The 25271-nt window shown below is 63.0% G+C and carries 23 protein-coding genes; 13 read left to right on the top strand and 10 right to left on the bottom strand.

Going from position 1 to position 25271, the window contains the following annotated elements; all coding sequences use genetic code 11:
- Positions 1 to 32 precede the first annotated feature (32 nt).
- Complete coding sequence (locus GHT07_RS07155) at positions 33 to 4883, top strand: trifunctional serine/threonine-protein kinase/ATP-binding protein/sensor histidine kinase (protein WP_194792865.1); 4851 nt, start codon at positions 33 to 35, stop codon at positions 4881 to 4883.
- Positions 4884 to 4944: 61 nt separating this feature from the next.
- On the top strand, positions 4945 to 10254 hold the full coding sequence (locus tag GHT07_RS07160; protein WP_153584392.1) for a trifunctional serine/threonine-protein kinase/ATP-binding protein/sensor histidine kinase: 5310 nt from the start codon (positions 4945 to 4947) through the stop codon (positions 10252 to 10254).
- On the opposite strand, the gene GHT07_RS07165 is transcribed toward GHT07_RS07160, so the two are convergent.
- The gene (locus GHT07_RS07165; protein ID WP_153584393.1) at positions 10240 to 10554 is read right to left on the bottom strand and encodes a hypothetical protein; all 315 of its coding nucleotides are present in this window, start codon (positions 10552 to 10554) and stop codon (positions 10240 to 10242) included. The two genes, GHT07_RS07160 and GHT07_RS07165, sit on opposite strands and share 15 nt — an antisense overlap.
- A gap of 143 nt (positions 10555 to 10697) precedes the next feature.
- On the opposite strand from GHT07_RS07165, the gene GHT07_RS07170 reads away from it, so the two are divergent.
- The 6 genes from GHT07_RS07170 to GHT07_RS07195 all read left to right on the top strand — a co-directional run bounded on the left by GHT07_RS07170 (position 10698) and on the right by GHT07_RS07195 (position 15063).
- A complete protein-coding gene (locus GHT07_RS07170) occupies positions 10698 to 11156 on the top strand; it encodes a type III secretion system chaperone (protein ID WP_153584394.1) in 459 nt (152 codons plus the stop codon).
- Between the two features lie 152 nt (positions 11157 to 11308).
- Complete coding sequence (locus tag GHT07_RS07175) at positions 11309 to 11956, top strand: hypothetical protein (RefSeq protein WP_153584395.1); 648 nt, start codon at positions 11309 to 11311, stop codon at positions 11954 to 11956.
- A 35-nt stretch (positions 11957 to 11991) separates the two neighbouring features.
- Complete coding sequence (locus GHT07_RS07180; protein WP_153584396.1) at positions 11992 to 13257, top strand: ABC transporter substrate-binding protein; 1266 nt, start codon at positions 11992 to 11994, stop codon at positions 13255 to 13257.
- Between the two features lie 90 nt (positions 13258 to 13347).
- Entirely contained in the window at positions 13348 to 13812 is a 465-nt protein-coding gene (locus tag GHT07_RS07185; RefSeq protein WP_153584397.1) for a tetratricopeptide repeat protein, read from the top strand.
- 10 nt (positions 13813 to 13822) lie between these two features.
- Complete coding sequence (locus tag GHT07_RS07190) at positions 13823 to 14155, top strand: hypothetical protein (protein ID WP_153584398.1); 333 nt, start codon at positions 13823 to 13825, stop codon at positions 14153 to 14155.
- A gap of 140 nt (positions 14156 to 14295) precedes the next feature.
- Positions 14296 to 15063, top strand: coding sequence for a response regulator transcription factor (locus GHT07_RS07195; protein WP_194792866.1), 768 nt, complete (start codon positions 14296 to 14298; stop codon positions 15061 to 15063).
- Positions 15064 to 15250: 187 nt separating this feature from the next.
- Here GHT07_RS07195 and GHT07_RS07200 read toward each other — a convergent pair whose 3' ends face one another.
- The 9 genes from GHT07_RS07200 to GHT07_RS07235 all read right to left on the bottom strand — a co-directional run bounded on the left by GHT07_RS07200 (position 15251) and on the right by GHT07_RS07235 (position 21782).
- Positions 15251 to 15475, bottom strand: a complete 225-nt coding sequence (locus GHT07_RS07200) for a hypothetical protein (protein WP_153584400.1) — start codon at positions 15473 to 15475, stop codon at positions 15251 to 15253.
- A 110-nt stretch (positions 15476 to 15585) separates the two neighbouring features.
- Complete coding sequence (locus GHT07_RS07205; protein ID WP_194792867.1) at positions 15586 to 15819, bottom strand: hypothetical protein; 234 nt, start codon at positions 15817 to 15819, stop codon at positions 15586 to 15588.
- Between the two features lie 31 nt (positions 15820 to 15850).
- Positions 15851 to 17056, bottom strand: coding sequence for an FHA domain-containing protein (locus GHT07_RS07210; protein ID WP_153584402.1), 1206 nt, complete (start codon positions 17054 to 17056; stop codon positions 15851 to 15853).
- Positions 17057 to 17096: 40 nt separating this feature from the next.
- Positions 17097 to 19211 carry a type III secretion system export apparatus subunit SctV gene (sctV, locus tag GHT07_RS07215; RefSeq protein WP_153584403.1) on the bottom strand — a complete coding sequence of 705 codons (2115 nt, stop codon included), beginning with the start codon at positions 19209 to 19211 and terminating at the stop codon, positions 17097 to 17099.
- Positions 19208 to 19558 carry a type III secretion apparatus assembly chaperone SctY gene (sctY, locus tag GHT07_RS07220; protein ID WP_153584404.1) on the bottom strand — a complete coding sequence of 117 codons (351 nt, stop codon included), beginning with the start codon at positions 19556 to 19558 and terminating at the stop codon, positions 19208 to 19210. The genes sctV and sctY overlap by 4 nt, the downstream gene beginning before the upstream one ends.
- A 3-nt stretch (positions 19559 to 19561) precedes the next feature.
- A complete protein-coding gene (gene sctX / locus GHT07_RS21290; RefSeq protein WP_194792868.1) occupies positions 19562 to 19954 on the bottom strand; it encodes a type III secretion apparatus assembly protein SctX in 393 nt (130 codons plus the stop codon).
- A 13-nt stretch (positions 19955 to 19967) separates the two neighbouring features.
- Positions 19968 to 20351 (bottom strand): type III secretion system chaperone family protein, encoded by a 384-nt coding sequence (locus GHT07_RS21295; protein ID WP_194792869.1) that lies wholly within the window; start codon positions 20349 to 20351, stop codon positions 19968 to 19970.
- Positions 20351 to 20656 (bottom strand): TyeA family type III secretion system gatekeeper subunit, encoded by a 306-nt coding sequence (locus GHT07_RS07230; protein WP_153584406.1) that lies wholly within the window; start codon positions 20654 to 20656, stop codon positions 20351 to 20353. Before GHT07_RS07230 ends, GHT07_RS21295 begins: the two co-directional genes overlap by 1 nt.
- Positions 20640 to 21782: a hypothetical protein gene (locus tag GHT07_RS07235; RefSeq protein WP_153584407.1), complete on the bottom strand. Its 1143-nt coding sequence runs from the start codon at positions 21780 to 21782 to the stop codon at positions 20640 to 20642. Before GHT07_RS07235 ends, GHT07_RS07230 begins: the two co-directional genes overlap by 17 nt.
- 169 nt (positions 21783 to 21951) lie before the next feature.
- On the opposite strand from GHT07_RS07235, the gene GHT07_RS07240 reads away from it, so the two are divergent.
- From GHT07_RS07240 to sctQ, 5 genes are all read left to right on the top strand, one after another.
- Positions 21952 to 22383 (top strand): type III secretion system chaperone family protein, encoded by a 432-nt coding sequence (locus GHT07_RS07240; RefSeq protein WP_153584408.1) that lies wholly within the window; start codon positions 21952 to 21954, stop codon positions 22381 to 22383.
- Positions 22384 to 22461: 78 nt separating this feature from the next.
- On the top strand, positions 22462 to 23190 hold the full coding sequence (locus GHT07_RS07245) for an RNA polymerase sigma factor (RefSeq protein WP_228488227.1): 729 nt from the start codon (positions 22462 to 22464) through the stop codon (positions 23188 to 23190).
- 11 nt (positions 23191 to 23201) lie between these two features.
- Positions 23202 to 23702, top strand: coding sequence for a type III secretion system stalk subunit SctO (gene sctO / locus GHT07_RS07250; protein ID WP_153584409.1), 501 nt, complete (start codon positions 23202 to 23204; stop codon positions 23700 to 23702).
- Positions 23703 to 23704: 2 nt separating this feature from the next.
- Positions 23705 to 24256 carry a hypothetical protein gene (locus GHT07_RS07255; RefSeq protein WP_153584410.1) on the top strand — a complete coding sequence of 184 codons (552 nt, stop codon included), beginning with the start codon at positions 23705 to 23707 and terminating at the stop codon, positions 24254 to 24256.
- On the top strand, positions 24253 to 25269 hold the full coding sequence (gene sctQ / locus GHT07_RS07260; RefSeq protein WP_153584411.1) for a type III secretion system cytoplasmic ring protein SctQ: 1017 nt from the start codon (positions 24253 to 24255) through the stop codon (positions 25267 to 25269). The genes GHT07_RS07255 and sctQ overlap by 4 nt, the downstream gene beginning before the upstream one ends.
- Positions 25270 to 25271: the final 2 nt, after the last annotated feature.

The raw sequence follows: 25271 nt of genomic DNA on the forward strand, positions 1-25271 counted from the left end.
AGCAACGCGCTCTCGCCTCATCGGGCTCATCGATGAATCCTTCATTGATTGCGCTCGTCGATCGGATGCTCCAGGCCGCCAGGGGCGTCTGGCACGAACATCGCGTCCTGCGCGACGCGCACGGGGCCGCGACCGTGGCGCCGGAGCTCACCGGCCGCACGAGCCACACAGCCGATCAGCGTTCAGACCTCTATGCGCTCGGCGCGGTGTTCTACGAATGGGCAGCCAGCCGCAAGCCATTCGAGGACAAGGACCCGCTGCGCATGATCCATCAGCAGCTGACTCATGCGCCTGTCCCGCCGGTGGTGCTGCGTCCCGAGCTTCCAACGGTGCTCTCCGACATCATCATGAGGCTGCTCGAGAAAGACCCGGGGCGTCGTTATCAAAGCGCAGAAGGACTCTCGCATGACTTGCAGCGTGTCCGGCGGGCGCTGCTGCGCAGCCGTACTGATGTCTTCCCGTTGGGCGAGCATGATTTTCCAAGCCAGTTGCGCGCGCCAGTTCATCCCGTGGGTCGACACAAGGAGTTCGACCAGCTCTGCGCAGGATTCCAGGCCGCGTCGGACGGAAAGTGCAGCGTTGTGCTGGTCAGCGGACCAGCCGGTGTGGGCAAGACGGCTCTTGTGGAAGAACTGCGGGCGCTCGCTACCGCACTCAGTGGCTGGTTCGTCTCGGGCCGCAGCGATCCCCGGGGTGTGCCGGGCCTGGGAGCGCTGACCGAGGCGCTCGGTGCACTGGGCAGCTCGCTGCTGACCGAACCGCATGCGCGGCTTGAGCAGCTGCGGCAAGGCTTCGCTGCCGCGTTGGGCAAACATGCTGGCACTCTCGGTGCCGCCATCCCTCAATTCAAGTTGTTGCTGGGCGATGCGACCGGACCGGTCGCAGCAGACGCCGACATGGCCTCGCCTGCGCTGCAATCGCTGGCGCTGCGCTTGCTGGGAGTTGTCGCATCCGCGGATCGTCCGCTGGTGATGGTTCTTGAAGACCTCCAGTGGGCTCATCCAGGTGTCCTCCAGTTCATCGAGGCTGCCATGCACGATGACAGTCCAACCGGTGTGGTGCTTGTGGGAACCTGGCGCTCCGACGAAGTCAATGCGGAGCACTGCGTTGCTTCAGCTGTGGAGCGATGGCGTAGCGCGGGCTTGCCGGCGATGGAGATCAATCTCGCCAACCTTGGTGAACACGCGGTTGCGGACATGATTGCCGATATGCTGCGCCTGCCGCAGGCGGAGTCGTTTCGCCTTGCGGCCGCGCTGGCGGGCCATGCGGGTGGCAATCCACGGGACACGGTTGCCTTGATCAATGCACTGCGCCGCGATGGAGTGCTCTCGCCTAACGCCACGGGGTGGCGATGGAACGTGGATGAACTTGAGCGCCATGTTGAGGGCGCCGCGGTGATGGACGTGCTGCGCGCGCGGGTCGCGCGGCTGCCCCGGGGGCTGCGCGAATTGCTCGAGTCGCTCTCGTGCCTTCGCCTGGATGTGACTGAGCAGGAAGCTGCGATAGCGACGGCGATGGATCCGCGCGACCTGCAGGCGCGCTGCACGCGGCTGGCGAAAGAGCGCGTGCTCTTGCAAGACCCTGGACCGCCCGCGCAATTGCGCCTGCATGAGCCCACGCGACGCGCGGCCTATAGCGGCCTGGACGGGGCTGTACGCCTGAAGATGCATCTCGGCTTCGCCCGTAACTTGAGTGCGGCTGGTGCATTCCGGGCAGAAGCTGCGAGCCAGTACCTGCTGGCCGCGTCTGCAGTTGCGGATGCGCGTGAATGCGGCGCTGCAGCCGCCTTGATGCACGAAGTGGCCTTGCAGTCTGTAGCGCAAGGCGACAGCGCAAATGCCAACCAGATGCTGAAGGCCGCCTTGGCCCTTCTTGATCGTGCGGCGGCGGGGGGCGCTGGCGTGCCCGCGCTGCGGCTGGCATGCGAGATTGACCAGCACTTGACACTGTGCAGGCTGGGGCAGCTTGACGAAGCAGATGAGGCCTATGCGCGAATCGAGCTGCGTCAACCTGGCCCCTTGATCATGTCGGATTCCGCCTGCGCGCAGGTCTCCAGCCTGCACAGCCGGGGCCGCACTGGTCAAGCCGTGACTCATGGCCTGCAATTTCTGCAGCGTCTCGGATTCGAGCCGCCAGACCCTCACGTCGCGGCGCATTCTGATGCTGGCCTGGATGCACTGGTCTGTATCGAGAGCCTGCAGCGCTGGGTTCGTGAGTTTGACGCGGCTGGTGAGCTGGCACGGGCGCCAGCCACCGATCCAGCCGCTCTTGCGGCCGCAAACATGTTTGTGCAGCTCGTGCCCACGTCGTTTTACGCACGCACCCATGTCGCCGGCTGGCTTGTGAATGAGAGCGTTTCTCTTTGGGAGCGCATGGGCCCGAACCCGGGCCTGGCGGTGACGCTTTGTCTCGCGGGTCAGCTGACCGGTCCGGCCGCCGACTGGCGTTTGAGCTATCAGGCTTGCAGCCGCCTGGTTGCCTTCTGCGAGGCCAAGGAGTGGGAGCGTGCCAGTTTGCAGTGCCGGCAGATGCTTGCTCTTGGCTGCCTGCACTGGTTCGCGCCGCTCGAGCAAGGGCTCGAACATGCCATTCGCGCCCGGGAAGGCCTGCTGCGGTTGGGCGATGTGCAGGCGGCGTCCGTGAGTCACTTCATCTCGGCGGTTGACGTTTTTGAGTCTGCAGCGACGCTTGAGGTCTGCGCACAGGAAGTTCAGGGGGGGCTTGATCTTGCAAGGCGTGGCGACCTGCGGCAGCTGGCCACGATGTTGGGCGTGACGCGACAGTTGTTGCGCTGCCTGCGTGGTGAAACTGCCGGGCCGGGTCACTTTGAAGATGCTGAATTCAGCGAGACGCGATACCTCGCGGACAACGCATCCATGCCCATGGCCATGGCCGGATATCACGTGCATCGCGGTCTTGCCGCGGCGATCTTCGGCGACACCTCGGCACTTTGTGAGCACGCCAGGACAGCGCTGTCGCTCATGGCGCAGCAGTGCTTCTATCCAGCAGCCTGGGCACACTGGCTGGTTGCCTTGGGCATTGCACGAGAAATCCAGGAGGCGTCCATGGGCGGCGTTGCGCCGAACGCGGCAAAACTCATCGATTTCGACAGGTCGCTTGGCTGGATGGGAATGCGCTCGACCGATGCCCCGTCCAACTTCAGGCACCTGTATATGCACTTGCTCGCCGAACGTGCATGGGCGGCAGGCGACATTCCGCTGGCAGCAGGCTATTTTGACGATGCGGTGAGCTGTGCCAGAGGCGTCATGCGGCCATGGCATCGCGCCATCATCCTCGAGCGCGCCGGGCGCTTTCATTGCTCGCGTTCGCGAGCCCGGTACGGCAATGAACTTCTTGCAGAAGCGCACGAGTCGTACGCCGCTTGGGGTGCTACCGCCAAAGCGGCGCAGTTGGCTGCCGAAACCGGTATGCCAGTGGTCACGATCGGCGCCGCCGTAAGACACGCCGGCGCCGATTCTCTGGACACACTCGCCGTGCTGCGCGCGTCGCAAGCGCTGAGCTCCGAGAGAAACCCTGCGCGACTTCGCGAGCGCGTCGAGGAAGTGCTGGGCAGCGTTGCAGGCGCCACCAAAGTTGTGCTGGCGCTATGGGACGACGATGTTGACGATTGGGTGCTGCCCGCTGAAGACGGTCACACCGAGCCCGTCAGAGTCGATGCGGCCGCCCACCGTGTGCCGTTGTCGGCGCTTCGCTACGCGCATCGCACCGACGAACTCCTCCTGCTGGCCGATGCAACAACTGATAACCGCTTCTCGCACGACCCCTACTTCCAGGGGATGGAGCGCTGCTCGACGATGGTCGTGCCTATCTTCCACAAAGGCGCGACGCGCGCGATGCTGATGCTCGAAAACCAGGCGAGCAGGGGTGCATTCAGCGTGGCCCGGCTTGATGCGGTGACGATGATCGCAGGGCAGCTCGCCGTCTCGCTTGAGAACGCCCTGCTCTATGAGCGACTGGAGCGCAAGGTCAGCGACCAGACGCAACAGCTGCGCGAGGCGCATTCGCGGCTGCTTGCCGAAGCCCGGCGCGCCGGCATGGCCCAGATCGCGACCAACGTGCTGCACAACGTAGGCAATGTGCTCACGAGCGTGAATGTCTCGGCGCATGTCATCGAGACGCAGATCAGGCAGTCGCCTGCGGGGCGCCTGAACAAGCTGGCGCGCTTGCTCGATGAACAGGCGGACAACCTGGTCACGTTCTTTGGCCCTGGGGGCAACGGACGTGTCCTGCCCGGCTACCTGCGCGAGCTGGCACATGCGCTCGGGTTCGAGCGGGAGCAGCTGCTGATAGAGGTGAGTCGCCTAGCGCGCAGCATCGATCACATCAAGAACGTGGTCGCCATGCAGCAGTCCTATGCCGGCTCGCGAAGGCTGCTTGAGCAGGCGCGAATCAGCGAGCTCGTGGACGACGCCTTGCATATTCAGGAGGCATCCAACGTGCGGCACGGCGTTGAAGTACACCGTGACTACGAGGACGTCGAGGTCGCGACACTGGACAAGACTCGCGTCATGCAGATCCTGGTCAACCTGCTTGAGAACGCGCGCCAGGCCATGGACGATGTGACAGGCGAGCGCAGCATTTACGTGCAGGTCAGGGCGGACGGGAACTCCATCTTTGTGACTGTGCGCGACACCGGGTGCGGGATACGGGCCGATGACTTGCCCAAAGTCTTTACGCATGGCTTCACCACCAAGACAGAAGGTCACGGCTTTGGCCTGCACAGCTGTGCGATCGCTGCCCACGAGATGGACGGCAGCTTGCAGGTGCACAGCGATGGGCCAGGAACCGGTGCAAGCTTTGTGCTCCGGCTGCCAACCGCGCCTGGCGACTACCGTTCACCAGTGTTGACTGCTCGCGGGTAAGTGACAGCGTGCCGGCGGGTCTTGACCTCAAAATGGCTGCTCATCAACAGGAGCGCGACGGATGAGGGGTTCAACAGTTCCGCTGCCCGGCCACCGTGAAGAAAGCCGGGTCGATGTGCTTCATGAAAGTGCAACGACCCGCGTCGTACGCCAACGAGACGGGCTCGCAAGCATTGTCCTCAAGGAGCCACTGGGGGTGGAAGCGCCGCGGCGGCTGCACCATGAGAAGAGCATTCTGTCCCGCCTCGCGTCGACCAGTGGGGTCGCGCGCCTGGTCGCCGGTCCCCAGCCTGCTGGGGCAGTAGCAGTGGTCGACTGCGATGGGGTCCCGCTCTCGCAACTGTTGCTGGCGGGTCCTGTTGCGTGCCGCACACTCCTGTCGATGGCTTGCCCTCTGGCTGGCACCATCGCGGCGATGCATCTCGCAGGAGTCATTCACTGCGACATCAACCCCTCCAACATCCTGTTGTCCAGTACGGGTGAGCCAGTGCTGATCGACTTCGACCTCGCCAGGCTGGTCGACCAGGATGACGACAGCGAGCAACCAGCTGGCATCGTAGGAACGCTGGCCTATCTTGCCCCTGAGCAGACTGGCCGCACGGGCCGCGCCGTCGACCAGCGCGCCGATATGTATTCGTTTGGCGCCACCCTCTACGAGATGGCGACGGGCCGGCCGCCATTCGAGTCGAATGACACGCTCCAGATCGTGCATGACCACCTCGTGCGCGAGCCGCAGGTGCCGTCACAAGTCAATGCGAGCGTTCCGGCGGGGCTGTCGGCGATCATCCTGCGGCTGCTCGCGAAAACGCCTGAAGACCGCTACCAGAGCGCCGAAGGCCTGTTGCACGACCTGCAGCGCCTGCGCGTCGAACTGGACGGCCCGGGTGACGGGCTCTTCGAGCTCGCGCAGCGCGACTTTCCGGCGCGCCTTGGAGCGCCCGCGCAGACGGTGGGTCGCGACGTAGAACTTGCCGTGCTGCGACAGGCCTTGACCGAAGCGGGCGAGACATCGCGGCGTGCGGTGCTCATTGCGGGCGCAGCCGGTGTGGGCAAGAGCGCGCTGGTCAACGAACTCCGCCCGGAAGTAGCCGCTGCGGGCGGCTGGTTCGTTTACGGCAAGTCCGACCAGTACCAGACCGCACGCATGACGGCTGGTGCGATGACACAGGCCCTGCGCGCGCTGGGGCGATTGCTGTTGGCACAGCCAAGGCAGGAGGCGGCATTGCAACGACAGCGCATCGTCGAGCGCCTGGGCAGCAACGCGGACCTCATCACACGATTGCTTCCCGAATTCGAGCTGCTGCTGGGCTCGCATCCGGATGTCCGGCAGCTCGATCCCCGACAAGCCGAGTTGCAACTGCATGAGGCGACGATTGACCTGCTCGCTGCAGTCGTTTCCCACCAAAAACCTTTGGTGCTGGTCGTGGACGATCTTCAGTGGGCCAGTGCGCAAACCCTGGCGACATTCGAGCGGCTGACCGGCGACACGGCGCTTCGAGGCCTGTTGCTGGTCGGCACCTACCGCGCCGAGGAGCTGGATGCGAGTCATCCGTTGACAGCTGTTCTTGGCAGGTTGCGGCAGGCGGCGCAACCCGCACGCGAGGTGGCGCTGGCCAGCCTCAGCCCTGATGCCATGACCGAGCTGGCGGCGCGCATGCTCAGACAGAAGCCAGAATCCGCGCGCGAGTTTGCGGACGCGGTCCGGGAGTTGACCGGTGGCAATCCTTTTGACACTGTCGAGATGATCAACTCGTTGCGGCGGGACGGCCTGTTGCGGTTGCAAGAGCAGGGATGGTCGTGGGACTCTGAAGCAATCAGGCGCTATGTCGGTCGCGGCAATGTCGTGGATCTGTTGGCCGCACGAATTGAACGCTTGCCGCGCGCATCGCGTGACATTCTGGAGCGCATGACCTGCATCGGCAACGAAGCGGCAGTTGACTTGCTCGCCGTGGCCACGGGGCTGAGCGAGGACATGGTGCGTCATCGACTTGCCGCGCCACTGGAAGACGGCTTGCTGGTCGTCGAGCCGGCCGGGGCGCCCGATGTCATGCGGTTTCGCCATGACCGGGTGCAGCAGGCCGTGCGAAGCGCGATGGGCGAGCGGCACCGCAAGCTGCTGCATCTGGAGCTGGCGCGCCGCCTCGTGCAGGCACCCCGGCGTGAAGCGGCGGCGGCACTGCAGTACATGGAGTGTGCGGACACGCTGGTCGAGCCATCGGAGCAGCGGCTGGTCGCGCGTTTGCTCTATGAGGTCGCCCTCAAGATGGCGCACATGGCGCTCTATTCGCAAGCGGAGTGCTACCTGGCAACGGCAGGTGTAGCGCTGGCCTCACTTGGCGAGCCGGCCGATATCGCGTTGCGCGATGCGGTGGACGTGCAGCGCCACGCGGCGCTGTACTGCCTGGGCCGACTTGATGAATCCGACCCGCTCTATAGCGCCATGCTGGCGCGTGCGACGGACCCGCTGGACCTCGTTGAGCCGACCTGCCTGCAAATGCGCAGCGTCGAGATGCGTGGGCGTGCGGGCGATGCGATGCAGCTGGGCCTGGACCTCTTGCGGCAGCTGGGCGTGCACGCGCCTGCAGGCTATGTCGACGACACCACCGCGCAGCAGCTGGGCGCGCTCAATGAGTGGATCGCGCAGGATAGCCAGATCGATCATTCGACGCGACAACAAATCACCGATCCGCGCCTGCTCGCTATCGCCAAGCTGCTCGGCAGAACCATACGATCGGCCCTGGTGCGATTCGACACGGACGCCGTGGTGTGGTCACTGCTGGAGTGCAAGCGCCTGTGGTCAGACCATGGGCCTTGTCCTGAGCTGGTCAGCTGCCTCGGGCGAATGGGCGGCATGTTGATCAGCCTGCGAAAAGACTATCGCGCCGCGTACAACATCTCGCGTCACGTGATGGTGGTGGGTGCGGCCCTCGGTTACCAGGCGCAGGCAGTCGAAGCGCGATTTGTGTTTTCTACCTACGGCGGCCATTGGTTTGAGCCACTGGAGCATGTGTTGCCGCCGCTCGCTCGCGCCTACGAAGAAGCACAGGCCATTGGCGACCCTTCGTTTGCCTGCTACGTCCACCTCGTGCTGTTCACAGTGCTGGTGGAAATGGCCCCAACGATAGATGTCACCCTGGCCGAGCTGGATGAAGGAATTGCGTTGTGTCAGCGAACGGGCAATGTCCACGCAGCGGCGCTGCACATGCCATTGCGGCAAACGCTGCGCGCGCTCGGCGCACAAACACAGCCGGTGGGCAGCTTTGATGATGCGCAATTTGACTCTGCGGCGTTCCTGGCGCGAATGGGCAGGTTTCCCTTTATTGAGAATGCACAGAGCGAATGCCGCGCAATGTTCGCCCTGATCATGGGCGACGCAACCCAGTTCAGCTTGTGCGCTGACCGCGGAATGGCACACCTGGGCAATCTGGGCGGCTACTACATGACTGTCTATGCGCATCTCTTCGTCGCGATCGCGCGAGCATGGGAAGTGCAGGCAGTACCCGAGCGCGCAGACGCGCCATCATTGCTGGCGCAACTGCAGGCGTGCCTCGCGTGGCTGACCGACCGGGCGACTGACCAACCCCACAACTATTTGCATCTGGTGCGGTTTGTCGAGGCAGAGAAGGCTTGGGCCGAAGGCAATCTGGCTCAGGCTGCCATGCGGTTTGATATGGCGATGGTCGAGGCGGCCAACCGCGACAGGCCATGGCATCGAGCGGTCATTACGGAGCGTGCGGGCATGCTTCAGCTTGCCCACGGCCTCGCTCATGTGGGCAGAATGCTCCTGAGCGATGCGTGCGACCAGTACCAGTCGTGGGGAGCGACGTTGAAGGTCGCACAGTTGCGGCATGCCCATTCGTTTCTGCGCCCGCTGGCTCAGCCCGCACACCAGCACGCCGAGCGACCGGCAAGCCGCTCGCTCGGGGGCAGCAGCACCGTCTCGCCAGACGCGCTGGATCTCATGGGGGTGTTGAGGGCCTCGCAAGTATTGAGCTCCGAGACCAGTCTCGATCGGCTTGCCTTTCGCGTCACGGAAGTGCTCGCATCGCTCAGCGGCGCCACCAAAGTGCTGGTGCTGCTATGGGACGATGGCAAGTGGTGGATGCTTGCGCCCGGCTCGGGCGAATCGTCGATGCCGGTTGGGCAAGCTGGCGAACGGGGGCTGTTGCCACTGTCGGTGCTTGCGTATGTCGAGCGCACAGGGCAGGCGCTGGTGGTCGACGACGCGCTTCTGGACGATCGGTTTGCACGTGACCCGTACTTTGCCAGTGTGCCGTTGTGCTCTGTGCTGGCGACCCCCATTGCCAGTCAGGGAACCACCCGCGCCATGCTCTTGCTAGAGAATCGCTACGGCCGCGCCGCATTCAATGCGCAACGGCTCGATGCGGTGATGCTGATTGCAGGCCAGCTTGCTGTCTCGCTGGCCAATGCGCAACTCTATGAGGGTCTCGAGCAGCGCGTGGCCGCTCGCACGCGCGAGCTCGAACAGACGCAGGCGCAACTCATGACCACAGCCAGACGCGCGGGAATGGCAGAGATTGCCAATAACGTGCTCCACAACGTTGGCAATGTGCTCAACAGCGTCAACGTCTCGGCGAGCGTGATGAGGCGAACTGTTCGCGAGTCGCGCGCCGAAGGCTTGGCGCGAGCAGTTGAACTCATGAATGCGCACCAGCAAGACTTGCCGCAGTTCATGGGAAACGATCCGCGCGGCAAGGCGTTGTTGGGCTACCTCAATGGATTGGTGGATGCCTTGAAACAGGAGCAGAGCAACATGCTCAGCGACCTGGACAGGCTCGCGCGCAGTGTGGAACACATCACCTACGTCGTGTCCACCCAGCAGTCGCATGCGGGGCCGTCAAGCGTGCTGGAACAAGTCGCTCCACAGGAGTTGCTGGAAGAAGCGCTGCAATTGAGCGAGCAAATCCTGCAGCGCTATGGCACACACGTAGTTCGAAACTATGAGCCGATGCGGACACTGGCGCTGGACAAACAGCGCCTTCTGCAGATCCTGGTGAACCTGATCGGCAACGCGGCGCAGGCGATGGAGAGCATGCCGCTGGCTGATCGCGCACTCACACTGGCGCTATACGTTGTGACTGACGAGGAAGGAGCGCGCCTGTATATCGCTGTCCAGGACCGGGGCGAAGGCATCGCGCAAGAAGACTTGCAGCGGATCTTCGCGCACGGTTTCACGACGCGTAAAGACGGCCACGGCTTCGGCTTGCATAGCAGTGCGCTCGCCGCCAAGGAAATGGGTGGGCGTCTGACCGTCAAGAGCGAGGGCCCGGGACGGGGCGCGACGTTCACAGTTGAACTGGCCATGACAACGGGCGCACATCAGCCGCCCGGCAGCCTAGTCCAATCGTGATGCACAGCGTCCAGCGGCCTTGTCTGCGCAGGAAGCTGCTGAGTAAAGAAAGCCCGACACAAGAAGTCCGCAGACCGGGCCAATCACCAGAAGCGCCGCGATCAGCCCCGTCAGGCTGCCGCAGGCGACAAGCGCCAGACCTCCAGCGAAGCCTGTGAGGCTGCCGGCAAATGCCGCTGCATGGCCCCAGGTCATGAGCGAGTCCGCACGCGAGCGGGTACCGGGCTCCTGGAAGGCTGTATCAACAGTAAATTGGTCGTGGCGCATGGTCGATTCATCGTACGAATCGTGGTGGAACATTCCATCAGACCAAGGTCTGCGTCCTGCCGTCTATTTGTCGTCATGGTGGGCTATGGAACTTCAAAGAGCGGGGGGTTACTCACTTTGCGAGTCACCGAGATTTGCGCAAGCAAACCAAGATCAACCCTACAGAGGCGAGCCCGATGGACACCGACCAACTCCTGCAATCTCTTGGCCTTTCACTCGGTCTGGACAAACTGCGTTTCGACGCAAATGGATGTGCGTGCCTTGCGGTTGACGGGGCGCCGGCGCTGAACTTCGAGCGCGATGCTTCCGGGGGCATTCACCTGTATAGCGTGCTCGCTCCGGTGCCGCCAGACGAGCGCGAAGCTGTCTATACGCAACTGTTGCAAGGTAACCTGTTCGGGACGTTGACAGCAGGTGCCACGCTTGCCATCGATGAGCTGCATGCAGAGATCGTCCTGTGTCGCAACGTTGTCGCCGAGTCGCAGACCGCGTCGTCCTTCGAGTCGCTGGTGGAGGCGTTCGTGGCTGCCGCAGAAGACTGGCAGTCCCGCCTGGGCAAGGCGCCGGTCCAGTCGTCCAGGCAGAACACCCCCATGGCGCCGCGGCTGCTAGACCCGTTCATGCTTCGCGGCTGAGTGGCAACTACAGAAAGGCGCCGACCATGGCTCGCATCCGCAGTGAGCGACCGACCCCGCCCGCAAGCAACGCGGCTCTGCAAGACTGGCGCCGCGAAGGAAAGATCAACAAGGCACAAGTGGTGCCAGTCAAAGGAGTTCGAGCGCGGCCAGTGCGTGATTCACTCCTCGATCGCGCCAGGGACCTCGCCAGCCGTGCATTTCAGGTGATCCTGCCGCGCAACAGGCGAGTGGGTGATGATGCGTCCGTCATGGACGTCGGCCAGCTCGTGGATGAAGCGAGTGCAGCGTTGCGGGAGAAGGACTGGGCGGCTGCTCCCCTCGTAGCTCTCTACAACAGGTCCACGGCGACAGTTAACCAGTCGGTCTTCGCGAGGATGAATCCCGACCAGCTGGTCACGTTGCGCAATGAACTCGAAGCCGTGGTGCTCTCTGACATGCAGGTCCCTGACAGCGTCCATGCCATTCTTGTCATAGCACGGCGCTGCGTGAGCGATCGAATTGCGCTTGTGCGCGAGAGCTTTTTGTCTGCGTGCCACAAAGTCATGCTTGCAGCGGGTGATCCACAAGGCAAGCCCGGTGAACTGGCAGATTCGGTCATTGCTGCTTCACGTCACTTTGAAAATCTGGACAGGTATGGCGGTCTCGCAGGTCAATACCAGGAGCTGATCGAGCAGTACCGCATGAGTCTGTACGGCCTGCTTGACCACGTGAAGCCTCCGCTGCTCGAACCCCGCCTGCAGCGAGACCTTGAACCTGCTTTGCGCACATTGCGCATTGCGCCAAAGACCGATGTATAGGTGAACTGTCGGAGCCTGCGTGTTACCAATTGGACATGACGAACACGCACACCAACTCACTGCGCTCTGTCTTGCTGCAGGGCCTTCGATTCAACCGCTATATCGCGCACGCGGCTGTTGCGCTACTGTTCTGCACCGCCGCTCTGGCGCAACAGGCCGTGACCACGCTGCCGCCGCCTCCCGCACTCAAGCTCGGACTGATCGGTCCGATGACGGGCGGCTCTGCCGACTTTGGCGAAACCATGCGCAATGGCGTCGAGCTGGCGCTCGACGAAATCAACGCGGTGGGCGGCTATCTTGGACGCCGCATCGAGTTGGTCATCAAGGACGACAAGGCCGATCCTGCGGTCGGCAAGAAAATGAGCGAAGAACTCGTCAATGGCGACAAGGTGTTCGCAACTATCGGGTTTTGCAACACAGGAGTCGCAATAGCCTCCATCCCGATTTTCCAGGCTGCGAAGAGTCCGCTGCTGGTGCCGTGTGCAGCGGGCTCGCCAGTGACCAAAGTCGTACCACCGGCTGAGAGCTATGTGTTTCGAGTCTCCCCTAGCGAAGAGATCAAGGCGCCATTTCTTGTGGGTCAGATTCTCGAGCGCGGCTTGACCAAGGTCGCGATCTTTGCTGACGAAACGCCTTACGGGCAGTCAGGGCAGGCAGATGTCGAACGAGCATTGAGTGCACGCGGAATCAAGCCTGTGTACACCGCAAAATTCCCGTTGGGTGTGCAGTCGTTGGTCCCGCAGATGGAACAGGCGAGAGCTGCAGGCGCTAACGTGATCGTTGCGTACACAGTCGGTCCCGAAAATGCCGTCATCGCCAAGAGCCGTGCCGCCGCCAAATGGCAGGTGCCGATCGCCGGGCCGTGGACGCTCTCTTTCCCCAATTTCCTGAAAGCGGCCGGCCCAGACGCAGAAGGCACGCTGATGGTCCAGACCTTCATCGCGCAACCCACGAACGAGCGGCGTGCGGCTTTCCTCGCAGCGTACCGGCGCAAGTTTGGCTCCCGTCTGCCCGTGCCGATGGCGGGCGCGCAGGCCTATGACGCCACCTACTTGCTGGTGTTCGCCTTGTTCAGCATCAAGAACGGCAACCTCGATGGCCCTTCGATCAAGGCGTCGCTGGAGAACCAGCAGCGAGTCTTCTACGGCGTGGTGTCCACCTACGACAAGCCATTCTCCGTCCAGAGCAAGGACGCTGTGACGCCCAACATGCTGGTGATGGGCCAGGTGAAGGGGGGTGTCGTCGTATTTGCCAATCCTGAGGACGCCAGGCGCAGCCTGTTTGTGCAACGCAAGCAGTAGCGGCCAGTTGGAACCGTATCGCCGCTGCGGTTACATACATTCGTAGGCGTCCGGAAGGGGTGCCATGGTGTGAGACCAATTGGAGCTGCAATGATCGAATCCATTGACACGGCGCCCGCAGTCGAAGTGCTGCAGCGCATTTTTGTCGAGGACGCCCTAGCCGAGATCGATCAGGTCCCGCAGGAGCAACTGGAGGCCGTGTACGCCGAAGTATGGGAACGCGTCGTGCGGCAGGACTTCGCTGGCGCATTGGGGCCACTGCTTTTTCTTGTCGTGCATGACCCCTATGAGTTTCGCTTCCAGTTCAGCTATGGGCTCTGCCTGCAGCAAGAGGGCCGCGTTGCTGACGCAGCGCGGCACTACGGCCTGGCCTGGATGCTCGATCCGAGCGACCCCGCGTGCGCGTATCGTCTTGGCGAATGCCATGCGGCACTCGGCGACAGGGATGCCGCCGCCGAGGCCTTTGAGACAGCGATTGCATTGTGCGCGGCACCTCGCCTCAATGCAGACGTGCGCCTGGCTGCAGAAGGCGCTTTGCAAAAACTTCGCGCCTGAGGAAATCACCATGAGCCGCATCTCTCCCCCCACGTTCCAGAAGCTGTCGCTCACCGCAGCAGTCAAGGCCAATGAACCTGTGGATATGGCGACCAAGGCGGACGCATTCGCCGCGGTAACGCTGACGCCTCCACCGATGCCTGGTTCACCCCGCCCGAATATGACCCGCGAAGAGCGCGCAAGCCGCGCCATGCAGGCCATGAAGGCCAAGCTGCTTACGGCGCTCGCCTGCGGCGTCGATCCGCTTCAAATGCGCTTCTGGAGCGACCCGCTCGGCACGCGCGCGAAATCCGCCCGTGAGGCGATGCTGGCCACTGCTGCCTGGGACGACGGCGCGCGCTAGGTTCGCCCAGTTAGGGCGACACACATAGACCATCGTCTGATTCGCACGACGCGCTTTCTCCGTATTGTTGTCCCCAAGGGAGCAACACACGACGGACATTGTCACGTCGTACCGACAAGTCGGGGATCACCATGTTGTTCATGAAAGACGTCGCTCACGACACAGAGCCCAGAGTGCCGGTGCAGGCCAGACTCACTGCCCTGATTGCAGACGAACATCATCTGGTCCGCGGCGGGTTGAAACTCTGCCTCAAGGCAATCGAACAGAACGTCACCGTGCTCGAAGCCGAGACGATCGATTCTGCAGTCGAAACATTCAAGACCCATCCCGAAATCGATCTGGTGCTTCTCGACCTGAGCATGGCGGGCTCGTCAGATACCACTGCGCTGGAGCGCTTCACAAAGAGCTGCCCGAGGGCGTGCATCGTCGCCATCTCCTCTGTGGCCGATATGAAGACAGTGCAGACCGTTCTGGCCAAGGGCGTTCGCGGGTTCATCCCCAAGCTGGCAGGGCGCACTGCCTTCATCAACGCACTTCGGCTCGTCCTGGACGGTGGGATCTACATTCCCCCCGAGGCGTTTGCAGCGCCCCAGGCCAGCACAGCCGCGGCAACCGTTGCCACAGCGGCTGCGCCAGAGACCCCTGCCGTCAGCCGCGCTGAGGCGTTGCGCGGCGCAAGGCTCACGGCCCGCCAGATCGACGTCCTGGCCCAGTTGCTGGACGGCAAGCCCAACAAGCAGATCTGCCGTGAGCTCAACCTTGCCATGGGCACGGTCAAGTGCCACGTTGGCGCGATTCTCGGGGCGCTTGAAGTCAACAGCCGCGCCGAGGCCATTGCAGCCGCCAACAAGCGCGGCTGGCGCGAATGGCTCACGCCTTCGCCTGCCCACAGCCGTCACGTCGCTTAAGCGAAGCCGGCCCTCAATCAATTTCCCTGGTAGGCCTTCGGCGCCGCCATTGCGGCGAATAGGGCATGCGCGCCTGCGACTTGGCGTGCCTGCGTTGTCGCGAGAAGAGTTGCTCCAATGAGAAAAGCCGCATTGCTGCGCGTGGGCACACGCGCAGCAATGCGGCAAAGGACCGACGGGCGGAAGGTCAGAACTTCTGAACGACACCTTTCAGTGTGTCCGAGCGCTCCTTCATGCAGCCACTGAAGCTCGCGGTGATCGTGCTGTTGATGGCAAGCAGGCCCTGAAACTTCAGCAGGTCAGCGGCCGTTGAATCCGGCCCAAGGCCCGCCATCGCAGCGTCGAGATCGGTTTCGGTCGGCGTGATAACGCCATCGCCGGTTGTGGAAATGCCATTGAGAGTGAAAGCCATGATATTTCTCCTTGAAAATTAAGGCTTCGAACCGGGCGCGCCCTTCGCGTCCAATTGGGTAGGCGCTTGAAATATTCCTGCGCCTGAAACTGAGTAACGTCGCATCACAACTAGTTCCTGCCGGCGTCCGATTTCGGCAAGGTTTCGATGATGCGAATCGCGGCCGCCACTGCAGTGGTTGCCGCCTCCACATCGCGATAGGTTTGCGCATCACTGGGCCGCCGGCCCGCAGCCAGGCAGCTCACATGCAGCGTGCGCAGCTGGTTCAGCAGATTCATGCGGCGCGTGCCGCTTGGGTCGCTCTGCAATTCGGATTGCAAGTCCGGCGTGTGTTTCTGGTTCATGATGAATGAGTAACAGGCAAGCAGCGACAGTTCAATTGGCGTAGCGAACGCGCAGACCATCCGAGAACAGCAATTCACCGTCGCGAATGGCCATGAGCGTGCGCCCTTCGATTGCGCCGCCCGGGGCAATTCGCCGGCCGCCGGTCGTTACCAGGTACGGTGACGCGCCCGCAACCACGGTCTCGACCTGGACTTCGATCAGGTCGCGCTCATGCTGCACTTGCGCGCGCACCGTGAGCACGCTTCCATAGTCGCGTGTGAACGTCATGAACATGCTCTCCCAGGCCTGCACTTCCTGGCTAGTCAATACCGCTCGCAATTCGAGCGCTGGGTCACGGCTTGCGACTTTGAACTTCGAAGCAATGCCGGCGGCCCGAAGCCGCTCCTCGAAACGCGCCGCAAGTTCTGAGCGCAAGAGCACCGCGAACTGGACAGGCGCTGCGTCGGCAAGCTCCGAGCGCGCTGCGTCGACCACGGCCGTCAGGTCGGCCTGCGTGGCGGCTGCACCACCGATGCGCAAGACGCCAGCAGGTGCACGCTCGACGTTCAGTTCGACAATGCCCGCTGTGCGGTGTTTCTCCAGAAATTTGGAGACGATGGCCAAGCGTTCAGCCTCGGGAATGACACGCGCTACAGGTACGGAAGCCGGGCGCGCTGGCGCGCTCGCTGCGGCTAGCGGAGCCTGCGTTGCAGGTGCCTGATCACTCTCGGCGGTGACCCACGCGGCCACAGCGGCGCCCATCAGCAACACGGCGGCAGCGCCAAACACAACCGCGGGATTGATGCTGCTGCGAACCTTCTTGATGGCCGCAATCCGAGGCTGCGGCGCTGGGGCTTCATGCGCAAGCGTGATCTCCTCACGGTCCGAGTCGCTGTGCGCAGGCAGTACCTGCTCGGGCTCTTCCAGCGCGTCGTCGTGCGGCCAGGGCGCGTCCACGTTGTCGATGGTGAGCTTCACGCGGCCAATACGCAGGGGCGTGCCAAGTGGAATCACCTGGCCAGACGAGACTTCACCGCGATCGATTGTTGTCACTTTGCCTTGGAGCAGCGTGACCTGGATGCCGTCGCCATCAGCTGACAATTCAACGTGCTCGGGCTCGATCTGCGTGCCCGCGAGCAGCACGGCGCATGTGTCGGCTGCACCCACTGAGTACGCCTGGCCGGCCTCAACAGGCAGAGTGCTGCCAGCCTGTGGGCCATGTAGCACGCGCAGTTCAAGAGCTTCGGAAGTGTTCATGATCGTTATGCCTCGAAAGTGGTGCGACGGGTTTGCCTGGTCAGGCCTGGATGCGCGCGAGCGGCTGGATGTTGATCTCCTGCGTCAGCTCCTGGTACGACAGGACAGGCAGCTCGGCCAGATCCTGCTCGAGCAGCTTGCGCATGTAGCGGCGGATATCCATTGACGTGAGCAGCACAGGCCGCTGCGTCGCGAGTGACGGATCGCCCACTGCTGCCTTGATGGCCGTCGTGATCCGCTTGGATGCAGAAGGGTCAAGCGCGAGATACGAGCCCGCTGAGGTCTGCCGGATCGCGGCGCGAAGCTCGTCCTCGATGGCGGGTGCGAGCAGGTAAGCGGGCAGCATGTTCTGGCCCGACGAATATTTGTGGCTGATATAGCGGCGCAAAGCCATGCGCACATATTCGGCAAGCAGCACCGGGTCCTTTTCCTTCTGACCCCATTCCACCAGCGCTTCCATCACGGTGCGCACATTGCGGATCGACACTTCCTCGGACACGAGCCGCTGCAGGATCTCGGCGATCTTGTGGATCGGCATGACCCGCGTGATCTCCTTGCCCAGCTCCGCGAACTTGCCTTCCATCTCGGCGAGGATGCCGCGCGTCTCTTGAATCCCTATGAACTCCGCGGCGTGCTTGCGCAGCACGAAGGCGATGTGATAGCTCAGCATCTGCGTCGGCTCGAGGAAAGGAATGCCCGCCTTCACCAACGCGCCCTTCAGGTGCGCGGGCGACCAGATGGTGGGCAGGTTCGGCAGGAACTTCTTGTCGGTCTCATGCGGGATGAGCATGGCGCTCAGGTTTTCGATGCTCTCGCGCACCAGCAGGTGATCGGCGCGCAGGCGTCCTTGCGACACAGGAATTTCGCCCACCAGAATCGAATACGACTCCGGCGGCAGCTGGTCGTTGAACCGCAGTTGCAACCCCGGGAACACCACACCCAGATCGAAATACAGCGCGCGGCGCACCTTGATCAGCTCCTCGTTGAGCATGTCTGCCGAGAACACCTTTTCGAGGTCGGCGTTCACGTCGACCATCAATGGCACGGTCGGCTGGAAGTTGTCTGCGTCGCCAGGCTTGGACTTTTCCGGCCTGCCCGTTTTGCCCGAAATGTCCACTGCCGAGACCGTCGTGACCTGGCCAGTCTTCGCATCGACAACCTTCGTCTCGCCCTTGTAGAGGGTGTAGCCCAGCGTGCCGATGAGCGCGCCCACGATCAGGAACGTGAGCGTCGGCATGCCAGGAATCGCGCTGAAACCCACCATCACGGCCGTGCCGATCAACAGGGCTTTTGGCTGCGACAGGATTTGCGCACCCACATCGCGGCCCACGTTCGATGGACCGTCGCCTGTCGTCACACGCGTGACGATCATGCCGGCACCGATCGAGATGAACAGCGCGGGAATCTGCGCGATCAGGCCGTCACCGATCGTGAGGATCGAATACACCTTCATCGCTTCGGCGGCCGTCATACCGCGCTGCATCGTGCCGATCAGAATGCCGCCCAACAAGTTGACGGCCACGATGATCAAGCCCGCGATCGCGTCGCCCTTGACGAACTTCATCGCGCCGTCCATCGAGCCGTAGAGCTGGCTTTCCTTTTCCACCAGCGTGCGGCGTCGGCGCGCTTCATCCATGTCGATCACGCCGGCGCGCATGTCGCCGTCGATGGACATCTGCTTGCCGGGCATGGCATCGAGCGAAAAGCGTGCGCCGACTTCGGCCACGCGCTCCGCGCCCTTGGTGATCACCACAAACTGAACGATCGTCAGGATCAGGAACACCACCAGGCCCACGACAAGGTTGCCGCCGACGACAAAGTTGCCGAACGTATAGACGATGTGGCCAGCATCTGCATTGAGCAAAATGAGCCGGGTCGTCGCGATGCCGATGGCCAGGCGGAACAGTGTCGTGATCAGCAGTACCGACGGAAACGACGAGAACGCCAGCGGGCTGGGCAAGTACATCGCCACCATCAGCAATACCGCAGAAATGCACATGTTGAGCGCGATCAGCACGTCCATCAACCACGTCGGCAGTGGCAGGATCATCATGAAGATGATGCAGACGATCAGAGCGGCAAGAACCAGATCGTTTCGGCTGACAAGCGCCTGGACGATCCGCTGGAGGCGAGGTGATGCAGCTTGCACGGTCAACTTTCGGTGGATAGTGTTGTGGCGGCCCGAGCCGCCGCAAACTGGTTGAAGGCGCGCTCGGCCTCGGCATGTCGGGCCGTGGCGGTACAGGCCTGGCCCTGCAGTAAGTGAAGAACCGGTGACGGGTCGCCGCAGTCGCGCAGCTTGTCCAGCACACGTGATGCTTCGCCCGCTTCACCTGCACGGATCGCGGCCAGCGCGAGCGATCGCATGGCGCGCATGTCATCGGGCGCGAGCACACACACGGCACGCAACATCACAACCGCCTGGTCGGGCCTGCCGTGCAACAGGAAGACGTGCGCGAGCAATCGCATCACTTCAAGGGAGTCGCTGTTCAGGCGGTTCATGCGTCAACCTTTGAGCAGCGCGGATCGGTACATCTGGACCAGATCGCGCAGGGCTACCTGGTCATGCATCAGCCGCCTGGCGGCGCGAAGAATGCGTGCGTTGCGCGGATCTTTCTCTTCTTCCAGTTCCAGCTGCTGCTCGCCTTCACGCAGGGCGCGGTTGAACCTGCTGGGCATCAACAGCGAAGGCTCGCTGAGAGATGGTGCGAGCTGGCCGGCGATGTAGTCCTCCAGGTTGGGCATCGCATACAGCTGCTCCAACCGGGGCTTGACGGGCGAGAACGCTGGCGAGATGTCGCCGGCAACGCCGACATCGACCTTTTCGTCCTCATCGAGCCGCAAGATCTTGTCGATCCCGCGATCCATCGGAAAAGGGGTGTTCTGAATGCGGCTCATGTCGTGTCCCGCCTCAGTGCATCTGCGTGACGTTGGCGTGGAACCTGAACAGTGCGTCGATGCCGTCCTCCAGCGCGCTGAGCATGACTGAGTGGCGCGGCATGCGCAGCGTGACAGCCAGATCGGCGCCGCGTGTGGCGAGCTGAATCTGCCCCAGCGGGCATTTGCGAAAGTCTGCCGCGAGCAGGGCTCGCCGCGCGGCCGCCGCCTGCGGTGCAGGCAAGGGCCGCGACAAGGTGATGAGCACTTCATCGCCGCCGGCTGTCACCAGGTCGTGCAGGCAAAGCAGGCTGTTGTCTTCGAGCGTGAAGAGTGCGTAGCCATCGCTGTCCAGCGCCAGATCGGCAATGCCGATGGATTGGCCGAACGCGGCAACTGCATGTGTGACCCAGTCCATCAGCTGTCCCCCTGCTGGTTGTTCTCGTTCATTTCTTCCTCGACATCGATGGCCTGGTCGAGTGCGTCCTGCACGGCATCGACCATCGCGAGCCGTGCGTTCTTGTCTTCAAATGCCTTGTCCGGCAAGGCGCGAAGGATCTTCTTGATGCCGTTGAGAAACACCACCATGGGCGCGCCTTCCGCAATGCCGAGATCGCGGGCGAGCCGGTCAAATTGCAGCGGCATCGCGTTGCCGCTGGCGAGGATGTCCACAAAGCCCACGAGGAGCTTGTTGACGTCGAAGGCATCACGCTGCGCTTGCATGGCCCGTGTGGGTCATCAGATCGCTCAGCTCACGCGCAGAGTCGATCAGCGTGGAGAACACGAACGTGGTCCCAAGGTCGCTGATCACGGCGCCCAGGCGAATCACGTCGCGCGACGGCGGCATTGAATTCAGGTCGTCGGCACGAGCCTGCTGGAACTTGACCACTGACGCGATGAGCTCGGCAATGTCATCGTAGGCGCGCAGCAGCACTTGCATGGCCTGCGGCAGGGTGTGCGGCTTGGTGACGAGTTCGACATAGGCGTCTTCGAACCGTTGCGGCTGCGGCGCGGTGGCCGAGACGTTCGCCACGTTGTAGCGGGGAACCACATCTGCACCAGCGAGGTCTTCCGACTCGAAGCGCTGGATGTCGTCCTGCAGCTTCTGGCGCATCCGTTCGCGCTCTTGCTGGCTCTTGCTGCGATCGAGCGACGGGATACCCTGTGCCTTTCGCAGCACCTCCATCAGGCGCTTTTCGTCCCTGCGGGCCTCCCAGAGTTCATCTTTCAGGCGTTCGATGCGATCCTCGCCGACGTCGTCGGCTGTGGTGTCCAGGCCGGACAACACGTCTTCGAGGAAGTGCTGCAGCTCTTCGCCGTTGTCGGCGGCGCTCTCCAGCAGCGTGGCAACGTGCTTGGCGAGGTCCTCTGCGTTGCGAGCCTGGTGGCCCTGGTGCGTCAGTCTTGCGGCGGCGTCGTCGTCGGTAACGTCATCTTCGAGTAGCGCAGCGGCGTATTGATGCTGCAGGTAACTGAGCTTTGAAGCGTCCCGGCGTTTGCCCGCTGCTGCCGCTTGCTTGCCGTTGAGCAGCGCCATCGCGCCATTGCGTACGTCGCGGGCACTGACGCCCATCGCCTGCGCGCGTTGCAGGATGTCGTCTGGCGCCTTCGCATGGAACGCCGCAACCGTTGATACGCGACGTGACAGCACATTCCGGTCGGGCACTGCGGGCAAACCCTGAGCCGCCACATTCTGCGGCTGCATGACCTGCTGCGCCATTCCGGCTTGCGCCAGCACAAGCGATTGGCCGCGCCAAGTCCCCTTGGCCTTGACGGCAGATGGTTGTGCATCGTGATGGCCAAGGCCGACCTGCGATACGCCCATGCCCTGAATGTTGACCTTTGACATAACCTGCTCTTGCATGACTTGTGGTGACCTTGCTTGAGTAACGGCGTCGCATAGAAGGTTCCTTTTTTTGGGTGCAACACAAGATTCATCACGCGGCATGGAACCAAATACAAACGTCTGTCACATAAGTGGCATCAGGGCCTGCGGCCCGACCAAAAAGGATAGGGTGATGGAACGGCTGGAGTTCGAACGGTTGTGTTGTGATGCAAGCGCAGAACTGGGTGTGGCCGACACGGGTGCACTCGGGCAGGGCTTTGGCTCCACATTCCGCGATGTGAGGTTCGAGACCTCGTTCGATGAGGCGGGCGACAGCTTCCTGCTGCTGGCCGAGCTCGGAGAAATCGAAGAATCCCAGCGGGCGGCTGTGTACGAGAACATGCTCATTGCGCAGCACATGACATGGAACCGGCCCAGCCTTCGTTTTGGCTTCGACCCCGAGCGGCGCAAAGTCATGCTGTGCGTCGAGGCGCATTTCGGGCAGCAAACAGGCGGCGCGTGGCTGGCAAAACTCATGCGCGCTGTTGCCGCGCAAGCCCTGGAATGGCGCCAGACCCTTCTGGCTGGCAAGGTTCGCGAAGGCGGCCTAGGCCATCAGGCCTAGATGGCCTGGATGGCCTAGGGCACGAGGCTGAAGGCAAAACCGATCTCTCCGAGCAGACTGGCTGCAAAGGAGAAATCGATGATGCAAACGCTCAATATTTCCCGGCTGGTCCACTTCCTCGAGCCGCACGCCCGCCGCTCATCGCACCGCGCACATCCGCGCACCGACCTGCGCAGCCTGTGCAAGGTCAACGCGCCGGCGTTCACGCTGACCGACCATCCCGCAGCGCCGCCCTCGCATGCATTCATCGATACGCAGGACGCGCCCGCACCGGTCACCGGTGCAGCCAAGGACGCCCTGTTTCGCGACCTCGTCAAGGAATACAGCGCGTCGCTCTATTACTTTGTCCTCAAGCGCGTCGGCCACCCCGATGACGCGGCGGACATCGCCCAGCAGGCGTTTGTCGAGGCAGCGTGCAGCTTCACCAGCTTTCGCGGCGAGGCGGAGCTCTCCACCTGGATTTTTGGCATCGCGACCAACCTGGCACGCAACCACGTCAGCCGCGCGCCGCAGCACCGTCATCGTTTTGAAACCGATGACGTGCTTGAGGCTTGCGAGTCCGCCGATCTCCAGCCTTGCGAAAGCCTGAGCCAGCGCCAGGGGCTGGAGCTGGTCTCGCAAGCCATTGAAATGATGTCGGCCGACATGTCGCAGGCGCTGCTCCTGGTGGTGGTCGACGAGCTGTCCTACGAAGAGGCCGCTGCCGAACTGAACGTGCCCGTCGGCACCGTTCGCAGCCGGGTGTCGCGCGGGCGCAGTGCCGTGCGCAAGCACCTGACGAATGCCGGTTATTTTTCTGCTGCCTGAGGGGCTGGGCCATGGATGTCATTGACGGCCTGTTGCATATCAAGCGAATTCGTGAGGAGTGCCGTGAAGCCGAAATGCGGCGTGCGCGGCAGCACCTGGAGCTCGCCTCTGAAGCGCTGCGCCGCAGCCTTGAGCAGCAGCGCGAGCGCGACAAAGAGCGCGTTGAGCGCGAAGAGTCGCTGTACACGGACGTGTGCGCGCGTGTCGTCGTCGTTCGCGAACTCCACGACCTCAAACACGAAGTCGACTCCATGAAGGAAGCCGCCAAGCTTGACGCCAAGGCCGTGGCCGACGCACAGGAAACGCGCGTGATACGGCGCAAGACTTTCGACGATTCAGTCACTGTCTGGCGCATGGCCGCACTGGCTGCGAGCCGATTCCAGGACCTGTCCGAGACGCAGCAGCTTGAAAGGCAAAAACACGCCGAATGGCTGGCCGAGCTGGAGCTTGAAGAATTCGCAGGACGCGGCCCCGTGATCCTCGACATCGAAGAGACCGAAGAGGAAGCCTGACCATGGCGAGCAGACCGCGCAACGTTGATCTCGGGCCGCTGTATCTGCAAGTCGGCGAAGAGGATGCGTCGCAGGGGTGGACACCGCCTGCCAGCGGCGCAGACTCGAACGACGTCGCGCGCTTTCAGGCCTTGCTGCACAAAGGGCGCGAGCGCCACCAGCAAACTGACACCACGCCTGAAGCGCAGCTGTGGGCAGTCAATGCGCCCGAGCCGCAGGAGCTGGCCAACACCGACGACGTCGCCGCCGAGATTGCTCACCTGTGGGTGGGCGTCGGCACCAGTAGCGCACGCGAAGTGCGCGTGGGCCTGCGTGCAACCCTGCTTGCCGATACATCTGTGCGCCTGTATGAAGCGCAAGGCGAATTGCGGGTTGAATTCAGCTGCGGGACGAACCGCGCCGCGCTGTGGCTGCAGCGCAAGCTGCCGGTGCTGGCCAAAGAAGTCGGCCAGCGCCTGCAGCGCCCGCTTGAACTCTCGGTGCGAATGAGCGACGGAACGCTCGCTGCAAGCTGCCGCTGGTCAAACGACGCGCGCGATGGAGAGCAGGCATGAGCGCAATGCATTTGCATCGCCCGCTCCAGCTGGCGACTGTCTCGCGCGACGCGCTGAGCAGTCGCAACGTGCTGTGCCGCAAGCGCCCGCCGATGTCGGCCCAGTGGCTGGACGAAGACTGGATGTTCGACATCGGCCCTGCGCGCCAGGCTGTGCCTTCCGAATGCTTTGTGGAGTGTGACTGGGGCGGCGCGCGTGCATTCATCGGCATTGGCCGCGCCAGCCTGGATCAATTGGCTGGCCTTGCGCTTCCAGGCGACGAGCCCGTGCAGTGGCCAGTGCCCGTCTTGCTGGCGGCGCTCGAATTTTCCGCAAGCGAGCTGGTCGCGCTGGTGGAGTCGATCACCAGAAAGAGCATGCGAATCGTGTCCGTCACCGCGCGGCCCAACATGGCCGGGCTCGACTCGTACGAATGGCAAGCCTGGTCGCACGAGCAGGAGCTCACCGGCGAGCTGCTGCTCGACGCAACCGCCTGCCGCTTCCTGGCTACGGCCCTGCGTGAGCAGCCGGGCATCCAGACCGATCTCGACTGGAACGAGCTGCCGCTGCGCCTGCAGCTCGTCGCGGGCTGGGTGGACCTGTCTGCGAGCGCGTTGCGCGGCATCGCACTGCGCGATGTCGTTGTGCTGGATGAATGCCTGTTGTCGCAAGACAACCGGTTGATGGTGACGCTGGGTCCGCGGCTCGGCGTGCTGTGCGGGCTCGAAGGCTCCACGTTGCAGGTACTTGAAGGAGTGCAGGAAATCATGGCTGATGTTGACGACACCGGGGCTGCTTCGAGCGGCCTCATTGACGATGTACCGGTCAGGCTGACCTTCGATCTGGGCGAGCGCGAAATCTCGCTGGGCGACCTGCGAAGCCTGCAGCCCGGCTACCTGTTCAACCTGGGTCGTGACCCGCGCAGCACCGTGAGCATCCGCGCGAATGGACGCCTGATCGGCGAGGGTGAGCTTGTTGACATCGAAGGCCGCGTTGGCGTGTCGGTGTTGCGCTTTTCCATCGAGGGCAAGTAAGT

It is taken from the genome of Caenimonas koreensis DSM 17982 (assembly GCF_009646335.1).
In the GTDB taxonomy this organism is placed as follows: domain Bacteria; phylum Pseudomonadota; class Gammaproteobacteria; order Burkholderiales; family Burkholderiaceae_C; genus Ramlibacter; species Ramlibacter koreensis.